13 protein-coding genes and 1 pseudogene are annotated in these 17,302 nt (G+C 54.8%); 6 read left to right on the forward strand and 8 right to left on the reverse strand.

Annotated elements, in window-relative coordinates; all coding sequences use genetic code 11:
- The first annotated feature begins 120 nt into the window (after positions 1-120).
- Positions 121-1,629: an AAA family ATPase gene (locus tag Q6A47_RS13615; protein ID WP_304484554.1), complete on the forward strand. Its 1,509-nt coding sequence runs from the start codon at positions 121-123 to the stop codon at positions 1,627-1,629.
- Between the two features lie 26 nt (positions 1,630-1,655).
- The gene (locus Q6A47_RS13620; RefSeq protein WP_304484555.1) at positions 1,656-2,753 is read left to right on the forward strand and encodes a hypothetical protein; all 1,098 of its coding nucleotides are present in this window, start codon (positions 1,656-1,658) and stop codon (positions 2,751-2,753) included.
- 129 nt (positions 2,754-2,882) lie between these two features.
- Here the strand turns inward: Q6A47_RS13620 and Q6A47_RS13625 are convergent, their stop codons facing one another.
- Complete coding sequence (locus Q6A47_RS13625) at positions 2,883-4,295, reverse strand: PIN-like domain-containing protein (RefSeq protein ID WP_304484556.1); 1,413 nt, start codon at positions 4,293-4,295, stop codon at positions 2,883-2,885.
- Between the two features lie 559 nt (positions 4,296-4,854).
- Here Q6A47_RS13625 and Q6A47_RS13630 point away from each other — a divergent pair.
- Positions 4,855-5,952, forward strand: a pseudogene (locus Q6A47_RS13630) (IS630 family transposase).
- A gap of 645 nt (positions 5,953-6,597) precedes the next feature.
- Here the strand turns inward: Q6A47_RS13630 and Q6A47_RS13635 are convergent.
- A complete protein-coding gene (locus Q6A47_RS13635; protein WP_304484557.1) occupies positions 6,598-7,491 on the reverse strand; it encodes a LysR family transcriptional regulator in 894 nt (297 codons plus the stop codon).
- A 94-nt stretch (positions 7,492-7,585) separates the two neighbouring features.
- On the opposite strand from Q6A47_RS13635, the gene Q6A47_RS13640 reads away from it, so the two are divergent.
- The gene (locus Q6A47_RS13640; protein WP_304484558.1) at positions 7,586-8,752 is read left to right on the forward strand and encodes an MFS transporter; all 1,167 of its coding nucleotides are present in this window, start codon (positions 7,586-7,588) and stop codon (positions 8,750-8,752) included.
- A gap of 190 nt (positions 8,753-8,942) precedes the next feature.
- On the opposite strand, the gene Q6A47_RS13645 is transcribed toward Q6A47_RS13640, so the two are convergent.
- Positions 8,943-9,437, reverse strand: a complete 495-nt coding sequence (locus Q6A47_RS13645; protein ID WP_304484559.1) for a DUF2938 domain-containing protein — start codon at positions 9,435-9,437, stop codon at positions 8,943-8,945.
- Between the two features lie 82 nt (positions 9,438-9,519).
- Between Q6A47_RS13645 and Q6A47_RS13650 the strand changes: the two genes are divergently transcribed.
- Positions 9,520-9,975, forward strand: coding sequence for a helix-turn-helix domain-containing protein (locus Q6A47_RS13650; protein ID WP_304484560.1), 456 nt, complete (start codon positions 9,520-9,522; stop codon positions 9,973-9,975).
- Between the two features lie 80 nt (positions 9,976-10,055).
- Here Q6A47_RS13650 and Q6A47_RS13655 read toward each other — a convergent pair whose 3' ends face one another.
- The 4 genes from Q6A47_RS13655 to Q6A47_RS13670 form a co-directional block, all read right to left on the reverse strand.
- Positions 10,056-11,309, reverse strand: coding sequence for an OprD family porin (locus Q6A47_RS13655; protein WP_304484561.1), 1,254 nt, complete (start codon positions 11,307-11,309; stop codon positions 10,056-10,058).
- A gap of 57 nt (positions 11,310-11,366) precedes the next feature.
- The gene (locus tag Q6A47_RS13660) at positions 11,367-12,671 is read right to left on the reverse strand and encodes a CitMHS family transporter (RefSeq protein WP_039580104.1); all 1,305 of its coding nucleotides are present in this window, start codon (positions 12,669-12,671) and stop codon (positions 11,367-11,369) included.
- A 120-nt stretch (positions 12,672-12,791) separates the two neighbouring features.
- The gene (locus Q6A47_RS13665) at positions 12,792-14,096 is read right to left on the reverse strand and encodes a dicarboxylate/amino acid:cation symporter (RefSeq protein ID WP_304484562.1); all 1,305 of its coding nucleotides are present in this window, start codon (positions 14,094-14,096) and stop codon (positions 12,792-12,794) included.
- Between the two features lie 63 nt (positions 14,097-14,159).
- Positions 14,160-15,239, reverse strand: coding sequence for a 4-oxalomesaconate tautomerase (locus Q6A47_RS13670; protein WP_304484563.1), 1,080 nt, complete (start codon positions 15,237-15,239; stop codon positions 14,160-14,162).
- Positions 15,240-15,384: 145 nt separating this feature from the next.
- Between Q6A47_RS13670 and Q6A47_RS13675 the strand changes: the two genes are divergently transcribed.
- Positions 15,385-16,278: a LysR family transcriptional regulator gene (locus Q6A47_RS13675; protein WP_304484564.1), complete on the forward strand. Its 894-nt coding sequence runs from the start codon at positions 15,385-15,387 to the stop codon at positions 16,276-16,278.
- Between the two features lie 133 nt (positions 16,279-16,411).
- Here the strand turns inward: Q6A47_RS13675 and Q6A47_RS13680 are convergent, their stop codons facing one another.
- The gene (locus Q6A47_RS13680; protein WP_304484565.1) at positions 16,412-17,200 is read right to left on the reverse strand and encodes a substrate-binding domain-containing protein; all 789 of its coding nucleotides are present in this window, start codon (positions 17,198-17,200) and stop codon (positions 16,412-16,414) included.
- Positions 17,201-17,302: the final 102 nt, after the last annotated feature.

The raw sequence follows: 17,302 nt of genomic DNA on the forward strand, positions 1-17,302 counted from the left end.
GATTGCCGGATCTCGCACGAATGGCATACGGCTATCCATAACTGATCAAGGGTATGGCATTTCGGCATCATTGAATATAAGCTTAGTCATCTGCCAAAAAACAGCCGTTCGGAAGGGCACATGGAAAGCCTAAGAATCAAAAACCTCAGAAGCTTGAATGATACTGGTAAAATAAAGTTCAAAAAAATCAATGTATTCCTTGGCCAAAACAGCTCTGGGAAAAGCTCATTCATCAGAACACTTCCATTGTTGAAGCAAAGTGCTCAAGTTAAAACGCTGTCTGAGATACTATGGTATGGCCCGCTTGTCGATTTTGGATCTTTTGACGAGGCGATATCACGTAACGCGGAAAAGCGTGCAATTGAGTTCTGGTTCGAGTTAAGCATAAATAATAGAGCGTTGTTACGGCAGAGTAGGTATCGTCACAGAATTGCGGACGGGAATACTCATGTTGAACTAGGAGTGTCGATACGCCCCGAGAAGTCAGGCATAAACAGTCCGCTATCAACTGAATATAGTATTAAAATATTTGATAGTGATATAACTCTTGCAATAAATGAAAAATTAAAGATTACCAACTTTCTAATTAATGGCGAAGATTATACTTCGATAACAAGCAATTATTTGCTGTTTAGAAGCTTTAATCTGTTGCCTAATATTATCGAGACTAATCGCCCGGAACTCCGGATTCAGCTTCATAAGAACATTGTAGATGTTGTGAAGAAGCACACTCATAAAAATAAGCAAGACGAAAATATTGGTGCCACAGCTTCTCGACTTTATCCGGCTAGTCCGGAATTGGTTCTTGAACAGCTTAAGTTTCTAGACTTTGGTACGCATTGGAAATATAAGACAACTAGCTGGATAGCTGAGTCGGAAGATGTTCAGAAGATAACAGAGTTACTAATTGCAAAGCATTTCTGTGAGATTTTTGAAGGGATAGCGGAGTTCCTTTCTCGCACCTGTCATGGGATACAATATATTACACCATTGCGTGCGACAGCTGAGCGATATTATAGGATTCAAGGGCTTGCGGTGGATGAAATTGATCCGCAGGGGAATAACCTGGCAATGTTTTTAAAAAATCTCTCAGCAGAAGAGTCTGAAGGTTTTGCAAAATGGACAGGTAAAACCATGGGGTTTGAGGTCCGAGCAAAGTTATCTGAGGGGCACGTTTCCATCGTGTTAAGCGAGCGAGGGGGTAAAGAAAAAGTCAATCTTGCAGACACAGGGTTTGGCTACTCTCAAGTTCTTCCAATTATTGCTCAGCTTTGGACAATGACTAGGAAGAAGAATTACGCTCATTATACTAGGTTTTTTGCAATTGAGCAGCCAGAACTTCATCTTCACCCAAGAATGCAAGCGAAATTGGCTGACCTTTTTACATCCTTGATCAATGAGTATCCAGAATCAAATTTCAAGATAGCTATAGAGACGCACAGTGAAGTTATAATTAATCATCTAGGTAAGTCGATTGAAAAGGGCACTCTAGCGGCTGAAGATGTGGGGATTTATCTTTTCGATCAAGAGAATCTTGAAGGTTCTACGATTGTCAGGGAGTCAACCTTCGATAAGGAAGGTTATCTTTCCGACTGGCCTGTCGGTTTTTTTGACAGCGAGGCTTTGTGATGTTCTTTCGAATTGACGAAACCATCATGTCTCTGATTGATCAGCAAATGTTACCGGCCAATTTTACTATTTGCATTGATGAATTATTCAGAGCACGTAGGCTTGGGAAGCATTTAATCTACTGTAAACCGTCACTGCTAGAAAAAATTGAAGCCTTACCAGATATCAGTGGGGCAACAAAGCTTACAATTAGAAAAATTAAATCGCTGCAAAGGTTCAAGAAATCAATTTTTGAGGCAATGACAACTTATGTTAATGTTGTTGCAGCACCAGGAACAATAAGAACGGTCGTGGCAAATGGGAAAACCATCATAGAAATTTCTATTGATAATTTCGCGAGTGGAGATTTTCTTGAGTCGACCGTGCTTTTAGCTGAAAATATTACTGACTGTGCGATTTTTCAAAATATAGCAAAAATCAAGAATAGCAACTCTCCATTTTTGCAAAACTTGAGGCTAAATGCGCACTTTGTTTCAGGGGGCGGTAGCCAGACGCCGAGGCAATTTGGTATCAACTCTAGTGAGAAACGCTTGAGTCTATGTATAGTCGATGGTGATCTAGAGTATGAGGGAGCAAGTCTCGGTACGAATACCGCTACGCCAATACTGCAGCAGTATACAAATTCCCCAATGCCTCACTGCTATCCAGTGATACTTAACTGCTATTCAGTTGAGAATCTTATTCCTTTGAGCCTAATCACGAAGTCTACTAAGCAGGAGCTCAATCAGTCGGTTTATTTGCAAGAGATTGAAATCTTGCAAAAACAAGACTTTTGGCCGTATATACCTTTGAAGATAGGGAAGGATTGCACAGGTTTCGTGAATTCCGGCGCAAAAGGATCGTACTGGTATCAGCGGAAGTCGGTGTTTACCCCCAAGCAGCAGGGCTGCCTAACATGGAATGGTGGTAATTGTGCTCCTGGATGTATTGTTTTAGATAAAATGCCCGATAAAACGGCAAGAACTGTTGCTGAATATCTGGATTCGACAATTGCAAATGGGCAGTTTCGCGAAGTGGCGAGAAGCATTTCATCTCTCCCGTCTGAAATTGACAAGTTGTGGAATGAGATTTCTAGTCACGTTAATTCTTGGGCCTGTAGCGGTGATAGAATCACGGCATTCTAAATGACTTGCTCAAATCTAGGGGGACTAATAAGTACTGAGTACTGTTAAGGAAAGCATCGAATCTATTCGGCCCCCCTGTATTTTCAGCGGGGAGCCTGATCGTAATGTTGTGAGGGTCAGAGCTATACTTTATTCGAGGCTGTCGGCTAGGTCATAATCTGGTGAGCTTACCCCAATATCCATTAAGTCGTCGTATACAATCCACTCTTTAGGGAAGAACTGATGAGAGTCAGGGTTGAAATGGCCGACTATAATGCCTGTGGATGCATGCGAAGAAATAGAATGAAATTTTCTCATCTGCCTGGTGGTTTCTTCAATATCTAGCTCGTTCAAGCAAGTATAAACAACAATCGCTGCATCAAGCTTGTGTTTCGATAGCTGGTAATTAGCTTGCGACTGGAGTAGCGGTAAGCGACGGTTTATCTGAGCGACCAAGCTCTTGCTTGGTAGCGGTTCGACAATGATGCCTATGTTTTTGTCATTTTTGTATATAACAAAGTCCGGCTCACGATAGCCGCTTAAAACTTCATAGGGGTAAGTAGCGGCAACCCAGTTTTCGACTGCTGCCTTTGCGCTTGCGTGTAGCTCATCCATGCCAACTCTAGAGGGCTTTATGAAGTTGTCAGATATATCCCTTACTTCTGTAAGTGTTTCGTCGGATACACTGGCCTTGAGCATTTGCTTAGCATGGGATAAAAATTGTTCGGGTGAGTACATTAAAAAATGTCGCACGCCGGCCATAGATATGGCCTCATTTATTAGTTCTGGTCTAGGGCCGAGAACTTTGTTTGAGTCCCCTTTTAACCACCAGTCCTCTTTTCTATCATCAGTAATATAGATCAGCCAGTTTGCATCTGCTGACTTGGCGTATTCCAGCATCTGCCTCCATACCAGGTAATCTCCATATTTTCTCTTGTAAAATATTCCGTTGTGAAGATACTCGTCGGTCTGCCCCTTGTCTTTTTCCTTGTCTTTGTACCCCGGAGGGATTTTCAAATCATATCGAGCTTGAGCAAGCTTATATATGCTGTCTATTTCTTTTTGTTCAGTTGGGCTAGCTCCTACACGTCCTTCGAATAGTTGCTCTATTGTGTCTTTTATGAAGTCCAGAGAAGTTGGCGGCTGGTTTGCTTCCTCTAATGCTTTGAGTTCGTCAAGAAACCCTGTCATCGCCTCATTTATTTTGCTTTGAAGGTCATCCGTTTTGATCGAAGAATGACGTTTTCTAAGATTTAGATTTGCAATTCTGTTATGCAAGTCTTCAACAGACGTGCTGACAATTTCACGTACCTGCTTGTACTTTGAAAACTGCTCAAAGATTACTCCGGAGCGGTTTCTATAGAATTCAAGAGCTACGTGATGAGGAATCCATATTCGCTTTGAAAGAGATTTTAGTACGTTAATTAACTCGTCGCGTGTGGCCGCCTGATATCTGTAGAAATTCAGCAGTACATTAGTGTCGAAAACTAAAAGCCCACGCTTCCAAGCATCTTGATACTCTTTTTCGGTTAGTGTCTTAAATTCGGGGAATATAGATTTCATCGTCCAGTCCTTGTTCGTTGTGGCTAGTGTACCAGTACTTTGATGAGCGTTCGATAGGGATGGCGATCTGTTGGATCATTTATGTTAATAAGCCAGATTAAAAATTAGGATGCGGCTAAAATGACCCAAAGACGGCTAAAAGTCACGACTAGTTGGCAAGGACGCGAGCATTAAGGTGAATCTGTAATCGGGGCTATCGTAATGTTATATCTAGGTGATTGGATCCTAAAGCTTATAATCGCCAATTTGCATAGCGCTAATGTATGTGGTGCAATTGTGTTTCAATTGACCCAAGCCTTCTAGGATAAAAATTACCCCCTTTTTCTGATTTCTGCAGTTTACCATGTAGGACAATAAAATTAACTGGTCTCGCTTTTCAAAGAGACGTCCTCAAAAAATCTTGTCGTCAGCACAATCCATCATCTATAAGAGATTCGGCGAGTGGATCTCTAAATACCCAGTTCGATTCCACAGAAAGCCATAAATAGCGTCCTGTCTCAAAAATAAATGTCCCATTTGAGTTACGCTTCCTTAGTCAGACGGGACGCGGGGTGGAGCTATGAATTCTCAAGACATCGTGCTAAGTGTCGACGAGCAAGTTGAGCTAAACCGACGAGTTCGGTCTGTCACCATCAGCTAACGCGATGGTCGTCGAGCACGTGTAATCTTGCTGGCCTCTCAAGGTCATTCACGTAATGAAATCGCTGAGCTGACAGGCCTCTCCGTAGTTTCCTTCACCCGCTGGTGCGAGCGGTTTCAAGCACTGCGTCTTCAGGGTCTGGTAGATTTGCCGGGGCGAGGCCGCAAGCCTTCATTGCCTGCCGAGGCCTTGAAGCGAACACTTGAGCAGGTCACTCAACCGCGCATCGGTCAGCCACGCTGGAGCTGCCGTAGCATGGCGCGTGTCGCGGGTATTTCTCCCGCCAGCGTTCAGCGGATCTGGGCTGCCAACGGCATCAAGCCGCACCTCACCCGCACCTTCAAGCTGTCCAACGATCCTCAGTTCGAAGAAAAATTCTGGGACGTGATCGGCCTGTACCTGGCGCCACCGGATAAGGCGTTGGTGCTCTGCTGCGATGAAAAGAGCCAGGTTCAAGCCCTGCAACGCACGCAACCAGGCTTGCCATTGGGCATCGGCCACATTCGCACGCAAACCCATGACTATGTCCGCCACGGCACGCTAACGTTGTTCGCCGCCATGGACTATCTGCAAGGTCGGCTGATCAGCAGCATCGAAACCCAGCATCGGCATCAGGAGTGGCTGGCCTTCCTGAAAAAGATCAACCGAGAAACACCCAAAGGTCTGCAATTGCATTTGATCGTGGATAACTACGCCACTCACAAGCATCCCGTGGTCAAGGAATGGCTCAGGCGGCATCCACGATTCCACCTGCATTTCACCCCGACCTCAAGTTCCTGGATGAACATGGTCGAGCGCTTCTTCCGGGATATCACCGTTTACCTGCGCGACGGCAGCTTCAGTTCCACACGTGAACTGGCCAGCTCCATTACCACGTTTTTAGCGTTGCACAACGCTCAGCCCTGCCGGTACGTCTGGAGCGCGAAAGGTGAAGACATCTTGCGCAAGATCCAGGGTGCCCGAGAGGCCATGGCACGCGAGAACAAAGAGAACGTTTTATCGGAGACAGAACACTAGCTGATCTATTTATAGATACCCTATGAGGTACATCAAAAAATCCACCAAATTCCACTCCCTAGAGTACCGGGCCTTCACAGCCAACAACAGTCCGTCTGTCTCCGGCACCACATCCAGCTCCACTGCATTCCGCTGAATGCTTTGGAAACCTTCTAAACCGGCCTTCTGGCCGGTTTTTTCGCTCCCACGACCCACTGGCGGTCAGCTCACGGGCTTAGTTTTCCGATTCATGAGGTCATTAGGCTGCGCGCTGACCTCTCTTCAAATGCGAGGGTGACTATGCAGGAGCGCCTTGGCCAAGATGCCATTGAAGTCTTGTGCGGGGAGGTCATTCGTAATGTCGAGTTTCAATGCTAGCTTCTTTCCGATGCGTTGGCACTCCTCTGGTGCGATGGTAAGCAGCATCAATTTCTTCTGAGCTACGGCATTCGATTGTCTACCTAGAGCCGAGCGTACCGGCCATAGGCCGCTGAATAGCCGCAAGATCCTTGTGACTGCTCTAGGCCCAAAGTAGCCACCCATCCCAGCCTCTGATGTGTAAGCTTCATCCCTCACGCAACGACTCCCGATTGCGCCAGTCAGCAAGTCCCCGCTACTCGAGGCCCTCAACATCCCCCACCGAAACGATCCAGCCAACGCGCTCGCCTACATTCGATGATGCTCCAGCAGAAAATCCACGAATAACCGCACCCGCGCCGGCATCGTCGGGCCGCCAATGAAAACCGCATGAATCGGTTCTCGGTCACCGGGGTTCCAAGCTTGCAGCAGCGCTACAAGGTCGCCCCGCCGCAGGTCATCGCTGACGGTGAACTCGCCGATACGTGCAATACCAGCGCCGACTCGCGCAAGTTGGGCAAGCGCTTCTCCGCTGCTGCACTCGATGTTGCCGCTGACTTTGAGGGAAAATTCCTTACCGTCGCGCGCAAACGGCCAGTTGGGTTCAGCACGCCGGAAGTTGAAGCGCAGGCAGTTGTGCCGCAACAGGTCTTCAGGTTCCTGAGGGGTGCCGTGGCGCTGTAGGTATTCGGGCGATGCCACCACCACTTGACCAGTGTCGCCGATCCTGCGTGCGGTAAGCGGGCTGTCGGGCAGGTGGCCAAATCGTACGGCCACATCAGCTTGGCCGCCGAGGATGTCGACCACTTCGTCGCCCAAGGTGAGATCGACGACGATGTTCGGGTATTGCTCGCTGAAGGCCGCGACCAGCGGAACGATGGACAGGCGTCCATGGCCAAGGGCAGCGCTGACCCGCAATCGCCCCCTGGGTACGCCTTGGTCAGCAATGGACTCTTCCACCTCATCCATGTCGGCCAAGATGCGGCGAGCGCCGCGCAAAAACGCTTCGCCCTCGGCGGTGAAGGTGATCGCCCGGGTGGTGCGTAACAACAGCCGGGTACCCAGGCGTTTTTCGGCACGCGCGATGATTCGACTGACTGCCGAGGGCGTGAGCGCCAATGCACGTCCGGCGGCAGACAGACTGCCTTCTTGTGCCACGGTGGCGAATACGAACATTTCACCTGATCTACCGTTGAAGTCCATTTGTGCCTCTTAGGCAAAGGTGATTACCAAAACCGCCATCTACCGCCATAAAGCGCCGGATAATAGCATTGCGGGCATAGATAAGGAGCCTGCCATGCGTATCAATCCACCTCTTGTTGCACTCGCCGTAGGTGCCTTTGGCATCGGCGTGACCGAATTCGCCCCCATGGGCATGTTGCCGGGCATCGCTGCGGACCTCGGCGTTTCGATTCCGGCTGCGGGCTTGCTGGTAAGCGCCTATGCCCTGGGCGTGCTGCTGGGCGCGCCGCTGATGACACTCACCACCGGCAAGATTCCCCGACGCTATCTGCTGATAGGCCTCATGGCGATTTTCACCCTGGGCAACCTCATGTCCGCACTGGCGACCGACTACTACAGCCTCATGATCGCCAGGGTGGTGACCTCACTGAATCACGGTGCATTCTTTGGTGTCGGTTCCATCGTCGCCGCCAGCGTGGTGGCCCCTGAGAAACGTGCTGGCGCAGTAGCAGCCATGTTCATGGGGCTCACCCTCGCAACCATTGGTGGTGTGCCGCTGGCCGCCTGGTTTGGCGAATTGTTCGGTTGGCGCACCGCTTTCTGGGGGATCACCGGCCTCGGCGTGGTGACCATGGCCGCATTGTGGTTCGCCCTGCCCGACCTCCAGGCATCGCCAAGCGTCGGTGTCATGGCCGAAATCCGGGTAATGGGTCGAGCCCCGGTGTTGGGCGCGTTGGCCCTGACCGTCGTCGGCTCGGGGGCAATGTTCACCGTCTTCACCTACATCGCACCGATCCTCAGTAGCGAAACTCACGTCTCCTCTGCCTTCATCACCGCCATGCTGGTGTTGTTCGGCGTAGGGCTGACACTGGGCAATATGTGGGGTGGCAAAGCCGCCGACCGCTCGATAGACCGCACCCTGATCATCTCGCTGAGCGTGCTTATCCTGGTCCTGCTGGCGTTTACCGTATTAATGCGCTGGCCGCTGCCGGCCGCCGCAGCCATTTTGATCTGGGGCATCGCCAGCTTCGCCTTGGTGCCACCGCTGCAAATGCGCGTCATGGAAGCCGCCAAGGACGCGCCTAATCTCGCCTCGGCGGTGAACATCGGCGCGTTCAACCTTGGCAACGCAATTGGCGCGGCGCTGGGGGGCGCGGTGATCAAAGCAGGGTTGGGTTTTCCGGCGATTTCCCTGGCGGGGGCGGCGATGGCCGGGTTGGGTTTGTTGATGGTGTTGGGCTTTGCTTGGCGGGCGAGGGCCTCGGAGGTGGTGGCGGTGTGAGGAGGATTAGAAGGGCTCTTGGGCGTCATTTTTGAGTGTCGGCTAGCACCTCACTCGATGGCGAGGATCGCGTTCCGGGAGCCAGTCAAAGGCACCGCTCAGACGAGAGGATGCTCATGCGCCTTTTCCAGCACAGATTTGCTGTCTCAGGCATCAACGCCTTCTGGATCGCCTATGGCCCCACGCTTATCTACCGTATCAACCCTGCCAACACTTCGGCACTGAGAAAAAGTCCGGCCCCGAACACCAGGTGCGTGACCAAGCTCTTGATGCAATTAACCAACGGCGTCGGAGTTTTAGACGCGAAGAACCCCGCCCCCATGGCCGGCTGCAGGATGCAGAGCGGTGCAGCGACTGTAACGACCCCAACCACCAGCGCCGGCCCTAGCGTAGGTGCCAACAACCAACCCGTGCCCATGACACCCACTAACACCACCGCGAACATCACGCCAACGGCGTAATGAATCACCCAGCCCACCCATCGTTCATGCCGCACCGGCTCCGCTTTGGCAATCGCCGTGTGCTTGAAACGCCTCTTCGGCAAGTGCCCCGCCCAGCGGCCGACCATCGCGAAGTCGAGTGTGGCGACGCCCAGCCGCTTCAAGATCAAACTCCACACATCCATCACCACGGTGGCGCCTATGCCAATCGCCAGTGCTGCGAAAAACAGTGCAGTGATCGTCATGTGAAACCCTCTCGTTGATTGACGTCGATCTTTACGCCGCGCAGCATACAAGTTGAAGTCGACTTCAACTCAAGAGGCAAAGATGGACATTGCAGACGTCGCCCGGCGTACGGGCGTGCCCGCTTCGACATTGCGTTACTACGAGAAGAAGGGCTTGCTCACTTCGCTGGCCGGTCACGGGCAACGGCGGCAGTTTGCGGCGGACGTGATAGACCGTCTGGCACTTATCGCGCTCGGGCAAGCGGCGGGTTTTTCCTTGGAAGAGGTGGGGGCCATGCTGGTCGAGGGGCAGGTCGATCGCAGCAAGTTGGTCGCCAAGGCCGATGAACTGGATGCACGTATCAAACGTCTGCAGGCCATGAGCAAAGGGTTGCGGCATGCGGCGAAGTGTCCCGAGCGCGATCATCTCAGTTGTCCGACATTCCAGAGAATCATCAAGATCGCTGCTGCGGGGTATTGGCTGGGAGGCAGGTCAGGGCAAACGCGGCTCAGCGCGTGGGCGAGCGCCCGGGTGCCAGCCTCGGGCGCTGTGCGGTAGCGTGGATTACGAGGCCAGGACGATGATCCCGTCGTCCGTGAGCGTCCACTGGGCTGTATGGACTATTACTCGTGGTGTTGTCACCAGAGCGCGACCTCGTAGGTCAAGTAGATCCGGTTACTGTCGCGTCCGCGGGCGAAGTCAGAGCGGTAGACATAGTTGCGCAGTCTGACGCCCAGCCCTTTGATGGGGCCGGACTGCACGACATACGCCAGCTCCATGTCCCGCTCCCATTCGTTGACTTCAGCGTCGTCGGAGCGTCCATTATCTCCGCTCAGGTAGCGCGCCATGAAGGTAAGCCCTGGAACCCCTGCGGCAGCAAAATTGTAGGCGTAGCTGGCCATCCAGGTCTTCTCGTCTTCTTCGATGAACTTGCCGATGCCGACGTTGCTAAACGAGTAGACCGTCGCCCCGCTGATATAGGGCAAGCCCGCTTCGCCATTGAGAACCTGGTAGCCGGCCCCAACGGTGTGGCCGGAGTGGGTATAGGACAATTGCCCGCTGAACAGGTCGTTATCGATCACGCCCCCATAAGCGGCGCCACTGTCGCGGCTCTTGAAGTAGCGCAGGTCGGTAGTCAGAGCGCCGCCGGCGACGGGGAGTGTGTGGACCAGGCCCAGGTAGTCCTGGCGATAGAAGTCTTCCAATCGGCCGTGGAAATAGCTGAGGCGTAGTTGCTTGCTCAGGGCGTAGTCAGCGCCAGCAAACTTGAAGTCGCCCGATTGCCCGCCGCCATAGCCATCCAGGTACAAGCCGTTGCTGTTGGACGAGTCACGCTGCTTGAAACGATCCAGGTAACCGGCGCTCAAGGTGAGCCCTTCGATGTCAGTGCTGGTCAGTTGGGTGCCTTGGTAGGTCTGCGGCAGCAACCGTGCGTCGTTGTAGACCAGCACCGGAATCTTGGGTAGCAACGTGCCATGTTTGACCACGGTCTGTCCTGCACGCAGCTTGGCCGTCACCCCGGCACTGGCGAATTCCTCGGCGGCGCGGCCACCCTCGTGTACCGGTAGCAGACCGGTCCCGCTGCGACCGCGCCCCGAATCCAGGCGTAGGCCAAAGAGCCCCAAGGCATCGACTCCGACGCCCACGGTGCCTTGCGTGAAGCCTGACTGGTAGTCGAGCAGGGCACCTTGCGCCCATTCCACCCGCTCGCTTTTGGCGTTGGCGGCCGCGCGGGGGCTCATGCCCTGTTCGTCACGGAAATTTTCGTTGAAATACACGTTGCGCAATTGCAGCTTGAGCGCGCTGTCTTCGATGAAACCGGCAGCGCCGGCCACAGGCAACCAGCCGCAGAGCACGCCACAGGCGGCCCCACGGAAAAGGATTCGGGACATGTGCGGTACTCTCTTGTTGTTATTGGATAAGCGGGCGCGCGCTGCGCCCTGGACAGATCAGACGAAGAAGGACAGTGCCCCGGTGAGCAACGCCAGCGCGGTAATGACCAGTGATGTCAGTACCGCCCATTTCACGGTCGCTTTCTGGAAGTCGCCGATATCACGATCCACCATGCCGACCAGCAGCAGGGTCGAGGCCACCAGCGGGCTCATCAGGTGCACCGGTTGGCCCAGTACCGAAGCGCGTGCGATTTCGATGGGATCGATGCCATAGGCAGCGGCGGCGTTGGCGAGAATGGGCACCACGCCGAAGTAGTACGCATCGTTCGAGAGAACGAACGTCAGCGGCATGCTGGTCAACGCCACCACGAGTGGGAACCAGTGGCTCCAGGCTTCCGGAATCCAGTCCACTAGCGTTTGGGCCAGCGCATCGACCATTTTCGTGCCGGAGAAGATACCGGCGAAGATGCCGGCTGCAAAAACCAGCAGCACGACAGTCATGGCATTGCCCGAATGGGCCAGAATGCGTTCTTTCTGCAACTCCAGTTGCGGGTAGTTGATCATCAGGGCGGCGACGAAACCGATCATGAACAAGATCGCGGCGTGCATCACCCCCAGCACCAGTGCGGTCATGACGGCGATCACCAACACCAGGTTCACATAAGCCAGTCGCGGGCGTTTATGCGGCGCCTCCCCGAGAATCTGCTTGATGTAGCAATTCCCGCCGCCGGACTCCAGGGCAATGTTGCCGATACGCTTGCGCTCGGCTCGGCCCAGCAGGTACGCCGTGAAGACCACCCAGGCGGCTCCGCCGATCACAGTCGGCAGCATCGGGATGAAGTATTCGGTCGCATCCAGCCCGAGCGCTGCGATAGCGCGGGTCGCCGGTCCTCCCCAAGGGCTCATGCCACTCATGATGCTCAGCGACAGCATCGATACCGTGGCGAGGATCATCGGATTCATGCCGATGCGCTTGTACAGCGGCAGCATGGCTGCGCAGGTGATCATGTAAGTGGTGGTGCCATCACCGTCGAGCGCCACGAGCAACGACAGCAGCGCAGTACCGATGGCAATCTTGATCGGGTCGCCGTTGACGCGTTTGAGGATCATCCGGATCAGCGGATCGAACAGGCCAGCATCGATCATCAGGCCGAAGAACAGGATGGCGAACAGCAACAGCGCCGCTGAGGGGGCGACCATCTTCAAGCCATCGAGCATCATTTTTCCCAGCTCGGGAGCAAAGCCTCCGATCACCGCAAAGACGATGGGGACGACGGTCAGGGCAACGATCGGCGACAGGCGTTTACTCATGATCAGGTAGGTGAAGGTCACCACCATGATCAGTCCCAGTAGTGCGAGCATGGTTTTCTCTCTTGTTTTTATTGTCATGTGGCCATCTGCAAGGCAGACGGCCTCCTGTCCCATGGCATCTCTCAACGAGGTGCCGTGGGATTTCGATGCGACAGGAGGCGAATGAGGCGTTTAGCCTTGATGCCCAGACTCGGCAGACCAGGCGACCTGCGTTTTGGGCGAATCCGATGGGCGCTCATTCAAGTGGCGCAGCAAGGTTTCGCGATCGCAGGCGTTTTCCGACAGGGACATGACCACGGTGGCGACGGCATTGCTGGCCAGGCTGGTCAGGGCACGTGCCTCAGACATGAAACGATCGATGCCGATCAACAACGCCAGTCCTGCCAGTGGGATGTCATGAATGACAGTCAAGGTCGAGGCCAGTGCCACGAATCCGCTTCCGGTGACCCCGGCCGCGCCCTTGGACGACAGCAACATGATTGCCAGCATGGTGACGGTCTGGCCGAGGGTCAGATCGATGTTGCAGGCCTGAGCGATGAACAGCGCGGCCAGCGACAGATAGATGGCTGTACCGTCCAGGTTGAAGGAGTAGCCGGTGGGCAGTACCAGTCCGACCACGCCTTTCTTGCAGCCCAGCCTTTCCAGCTTTTCCAGCATCCGCGGCAAGACCGGTTCGGTGGAGGAGGTCCCGAGCACGACCAGGAATTCCTCTCGGAAATAGCGCAACAGCTTCCACAGGCTGAAGCCGTAGGCCCGGCACAGGCCACCGAGCACCACCAGCACGAAAAACGCGCACGCGATATAGAGCGTACCTATCAGCTTGGCCAGGGAACCGAGGGAGGACACGCCGTATTGTCCAACCGTGAAGGCGAGTGCGCCGAAGGCGCCCACTGGTGCGAAACGCATCAGATAACCGAAGATGCGGAACACCATGGTCGAGGCCGACTCCAGCACCTGTAATACAGGCTTGCCCTTGTCGCCCATTGACGACAAGGCGAAGCCACTGAGCACGGCGATGAACAGCACCGGCAGCACTTCGCCATGGTTGAACGCGCCGATGAAGGTGTCCGGGATGATGTGCAGGAAGAAATCGACCACGCTCAGCTTGGCCGCCGAGGCCGTGTACTGATCGAGCCCCGCGGTGCTCAGGGTGGCCGGGTCGATGTTCATGCCGACGCCGGGGCGCAGCAGATTGACCGCTGCCAGGCCGATGATCAGGCTGATGATCGTGAGCACCAGGAACAGCATCAGCGTCTTGCTCATCAACCGACCCAGCGATCGCTTGTCGGTCATGCCGGCGATACCGGTGACGATGGTGCAGAAGACGACCGGGGCAATCATCATCTTGATCAACTTGATGAAGGCATCACCCAGTGGCTTGAGCGCAACGGCCTGCTGCGCCCAGAAATGACCGACCACCACGCCCAGCAGGACGGCGCAGAGAATCTGGAAATACAGTGATTTAGCGAGTTTCATGTTGCATCACCCATTATTGAAATTGTGCGGATGTGCTGGTAAGCGATGTGTGGCTAGGCCTGCCTAGCCCGCCAACCTACGCAGGGTCGGGGCGTATACGAAGCCAGAGAACAGTCGACGGGCAGTCCGGACGACGGAAGCCTGCAACGTTTTGCCGTCGGTGCCCGTGCGCGAGAGCGCCACATCGATGCCCCCACTGGGGTGTTCCAAGCGTACCTCTTCCAAGTGCTGGGCCTGACCGCCAAGCATATCCATGATTACCGTGCCAGGGCTGACGCAGGCGGTCGCCAACCCGATTGCACCGGTGATGGCCAGTGCACGATGGCAGTTGTGAGGCATGAAGTAACGCACTTGCAGCGTCCCGTCATGACGCGGTTTGGAAACCAACACGGGCTTGGGAACCACCATGGCGCTGACGTCACCTAGGCCCATGGCCTTGCCCGCTTTGAGCCGCAGTGCTTCCAGGCGCCGCAGCAGGGGCTTGTTCGCATCCAGTTGCGCTGGGGTTTCCGAGCCGGTGATGCCCAACTGATGGGCATCGATGATCATCATCGGCATGGCCATGTCGATGCAGGTCACCGCTACGCCGTCGATCACTTCCTGGGCCTTGCCGGTCGGGAACAGCTTGCCGGTTTTGCTGCCCACCGCGTCGAGGAAGGTCAAGTGCACAGGGGCCGCCGTGCCGGGTACGCCGTCGATGGCCGTACGGCCCTCGTAGCGCACGATTCCTCCAGGCGTTTCCACCAGAGAATTGACCAAGGTATCGGTATTCAGATTGCGGATGCGCACCAGCGTCTTGCCATCTTCAGCCTTGACCAGTCCTTGCTCGATGGCGAAAGGGCCTACGGCGCAGAGCATGTTTCCGCAGTTGGGGGCCGTGTCGACTCGCCGATCAGCGACCATCACTTGGACGAACAGGTAGTCGACGTCCGCATCGGCATGCAGGGACGGACTGACGATCGCCACTTTACTGGTCTGTGGGCTGCCGCCACCGATACCGTCGATTTCCAGTTCGTGCCCCGAGCCCATCAGGTTGATTAGCAATTCGTCGCGTTCGACCACGTTGGCAGGGAGATCCCAGGCATGGAAAAAAGGCCCCTTGGAGGTGCCGCCGCGCATGAGCACGCAAGGAATTCGTTGCATAATTTCGCACTCTTGTTGATCAATGGGCATCATTGATGTTGTGAGGGCAAGAGTGACAGGGCCTCATCAATCAATCCAATGCAAAAATCGTCATGATTATTTCGTATGGCGAAATAGTTCGTTGGCAGTCAGAGAGTGATCCGAAATGGAATATGAGCTGCAAGATATTCGATCTTTCGTGAAGATCGCGGAAGTTGGCAGCTTTCATGAGGCAGCCGAGCTCCTGCATCTTTCCCAACCTGCGTTGAGCCGCCGAATAAAAAAATTGGAAGACGGGCTGGGCACCCCCTTACTCGAAAGGACCACGCGTCGCGTCAGCCTGACCAGCGTTGGACGGGATTTTCTGCCCAAGGCTCGACGCCTGCTCGATGACTTCGAGGATTCGATCCTGAGTATTCGGGAACTCGCTGAGCGTCAAAGCGGACAAGTCACACTGGCGTGCATTCCGACGGCGGCGTTCTACTTTCTGCCCTCGGTCATCCGCGACTACAACGAGCAGTACCCGAAAATCCGCATCCGCCTCTTGGACCTGAGCGCCAACGATGGCCTGGAGGCGGTGTTGCGCGGTGAGGCTGACTTCGGCATCAACATGATGAGCGGCCAGCATCCGGACATCGAGTTCGTTCCTTTGGTGCAGGAGCATTTCGTGCTTGCTTGCCGGCGTGACCACCCCTTGGCCAAACAGGATGCCGTGACCTGGACCGAGCTGGCCGACTATCGATTGATTGGCGTAGGCCGACTGAGCGGCAACCGGATGCTGCTCGACCATGCGTTGGCCGGACTCACGCTGCGGCCGAAATGGTTCTACGAGGTGCAGCACTTGTCGACGTCTCTGGGCATGGTCGAGGCCGGCTTGGGCGTATCGGCCATGCCCAGCTTGGCGATGCCCAATGCCGACCATCCCACGTTGGTCAGTGTGCCGCTGATCGATCCCCAAGTCACCCGGACCCTGGGATTGGTGTATCGCCGAGGGGCGTCTCTGTCGCCAGCGGCGGAGAAGTTCGTATCGATTCTGTTGGCCAAATGGCCTAATCGTTGACGGTCACGGGGGGGCGCGCATCGCCGTTGCCAGAGCTGTGGCCCAGGGCGGGCTCGGTTGTATGACCTGACCCGCGCGCGGGGGCTTGTCGGTCACCCGCTCAAGCCCCACGTTGCGCCCGGTCTGACACGCATCAGTGTGCTGAATGAGCCACTGGCTTCAGGCCGCTGTCCTGGATCGCTTTATCAGCTTTCGTCGATGCCAGGTAATCGAGCAGCGCCTGGGCTGCTGCGTGATGCTCGCTCTTGCTGACGACTGCGCCAGAATACAGGGTCATTTTCTGCGCTTGGTCGGGAATCAGACCGACGATGTCGATACCCTGTACCGGCTTGAGTTCGCTTAGCTGTTGGAAGCCGATTTCGGCCTGGCCGCGAGCGACCACCGAGCCGACCGGTTCAGCAGGAATCATGTGAGCCTTGGCCAGAAACTGCTCGCCCAGTTGCATGCGCGGGAACAGAGTCTTGGACAGGTAGACACCGCTCGCGCTGTCGGAGTAAGCGACCGAGCTGCTGTTCAGGAGCACTGTGCGAAACTGCTCCATGGTGCCGATCTGCGGTTTCGGGGCGCCTTTACGCACGGCCATGGCAATGAACGATTCGCCGAGGTCGACCCGGCTGGTTTTATCCACTTGGCCCGCTTTCACCAAATTGTCCAGCGCCGAACCTACCATGAGCACGACGTCAGCGTGCTCACCACGCGCCAGCCTGTTTGGAACGGCCTGAGGCGTGTCGCCCATCGAGGGCGCGGCAAGCACTTCGAGTTTCACGCCGAACTGCTTTTCATAAGTCGGCGCGACGGCCTGGATCGCACCCATGATGCCGCCGGAACTCAGAACGGTGAGGGTCTGTGCCGACGTTGCATCAGCGGCCGAGCATGTCATGGAAGCGACCATAAGGGCCGCGAGGGACAGTATGCGAGTCATCGGTATTTCTCTGGGTAAAAACACCATGTTAGCGACCGCCAGGACCCAGCGGGACTAATACGTTCTGAAGAATGTTTCATGTAGTTCCGGTCCTAGCGCCGC

This window comes from Pseudomonas boreofloridensis, assembly GCF_030580795.1.
Taxonomy (GTDB): domain Bacteria; phylum Pseudomonadota; class Gammaproteobacteria; order Pseudomonadales; family Pseudomonadaceae; genus Aquipseudomonas; species Aquipseudomonas boreofloridensis.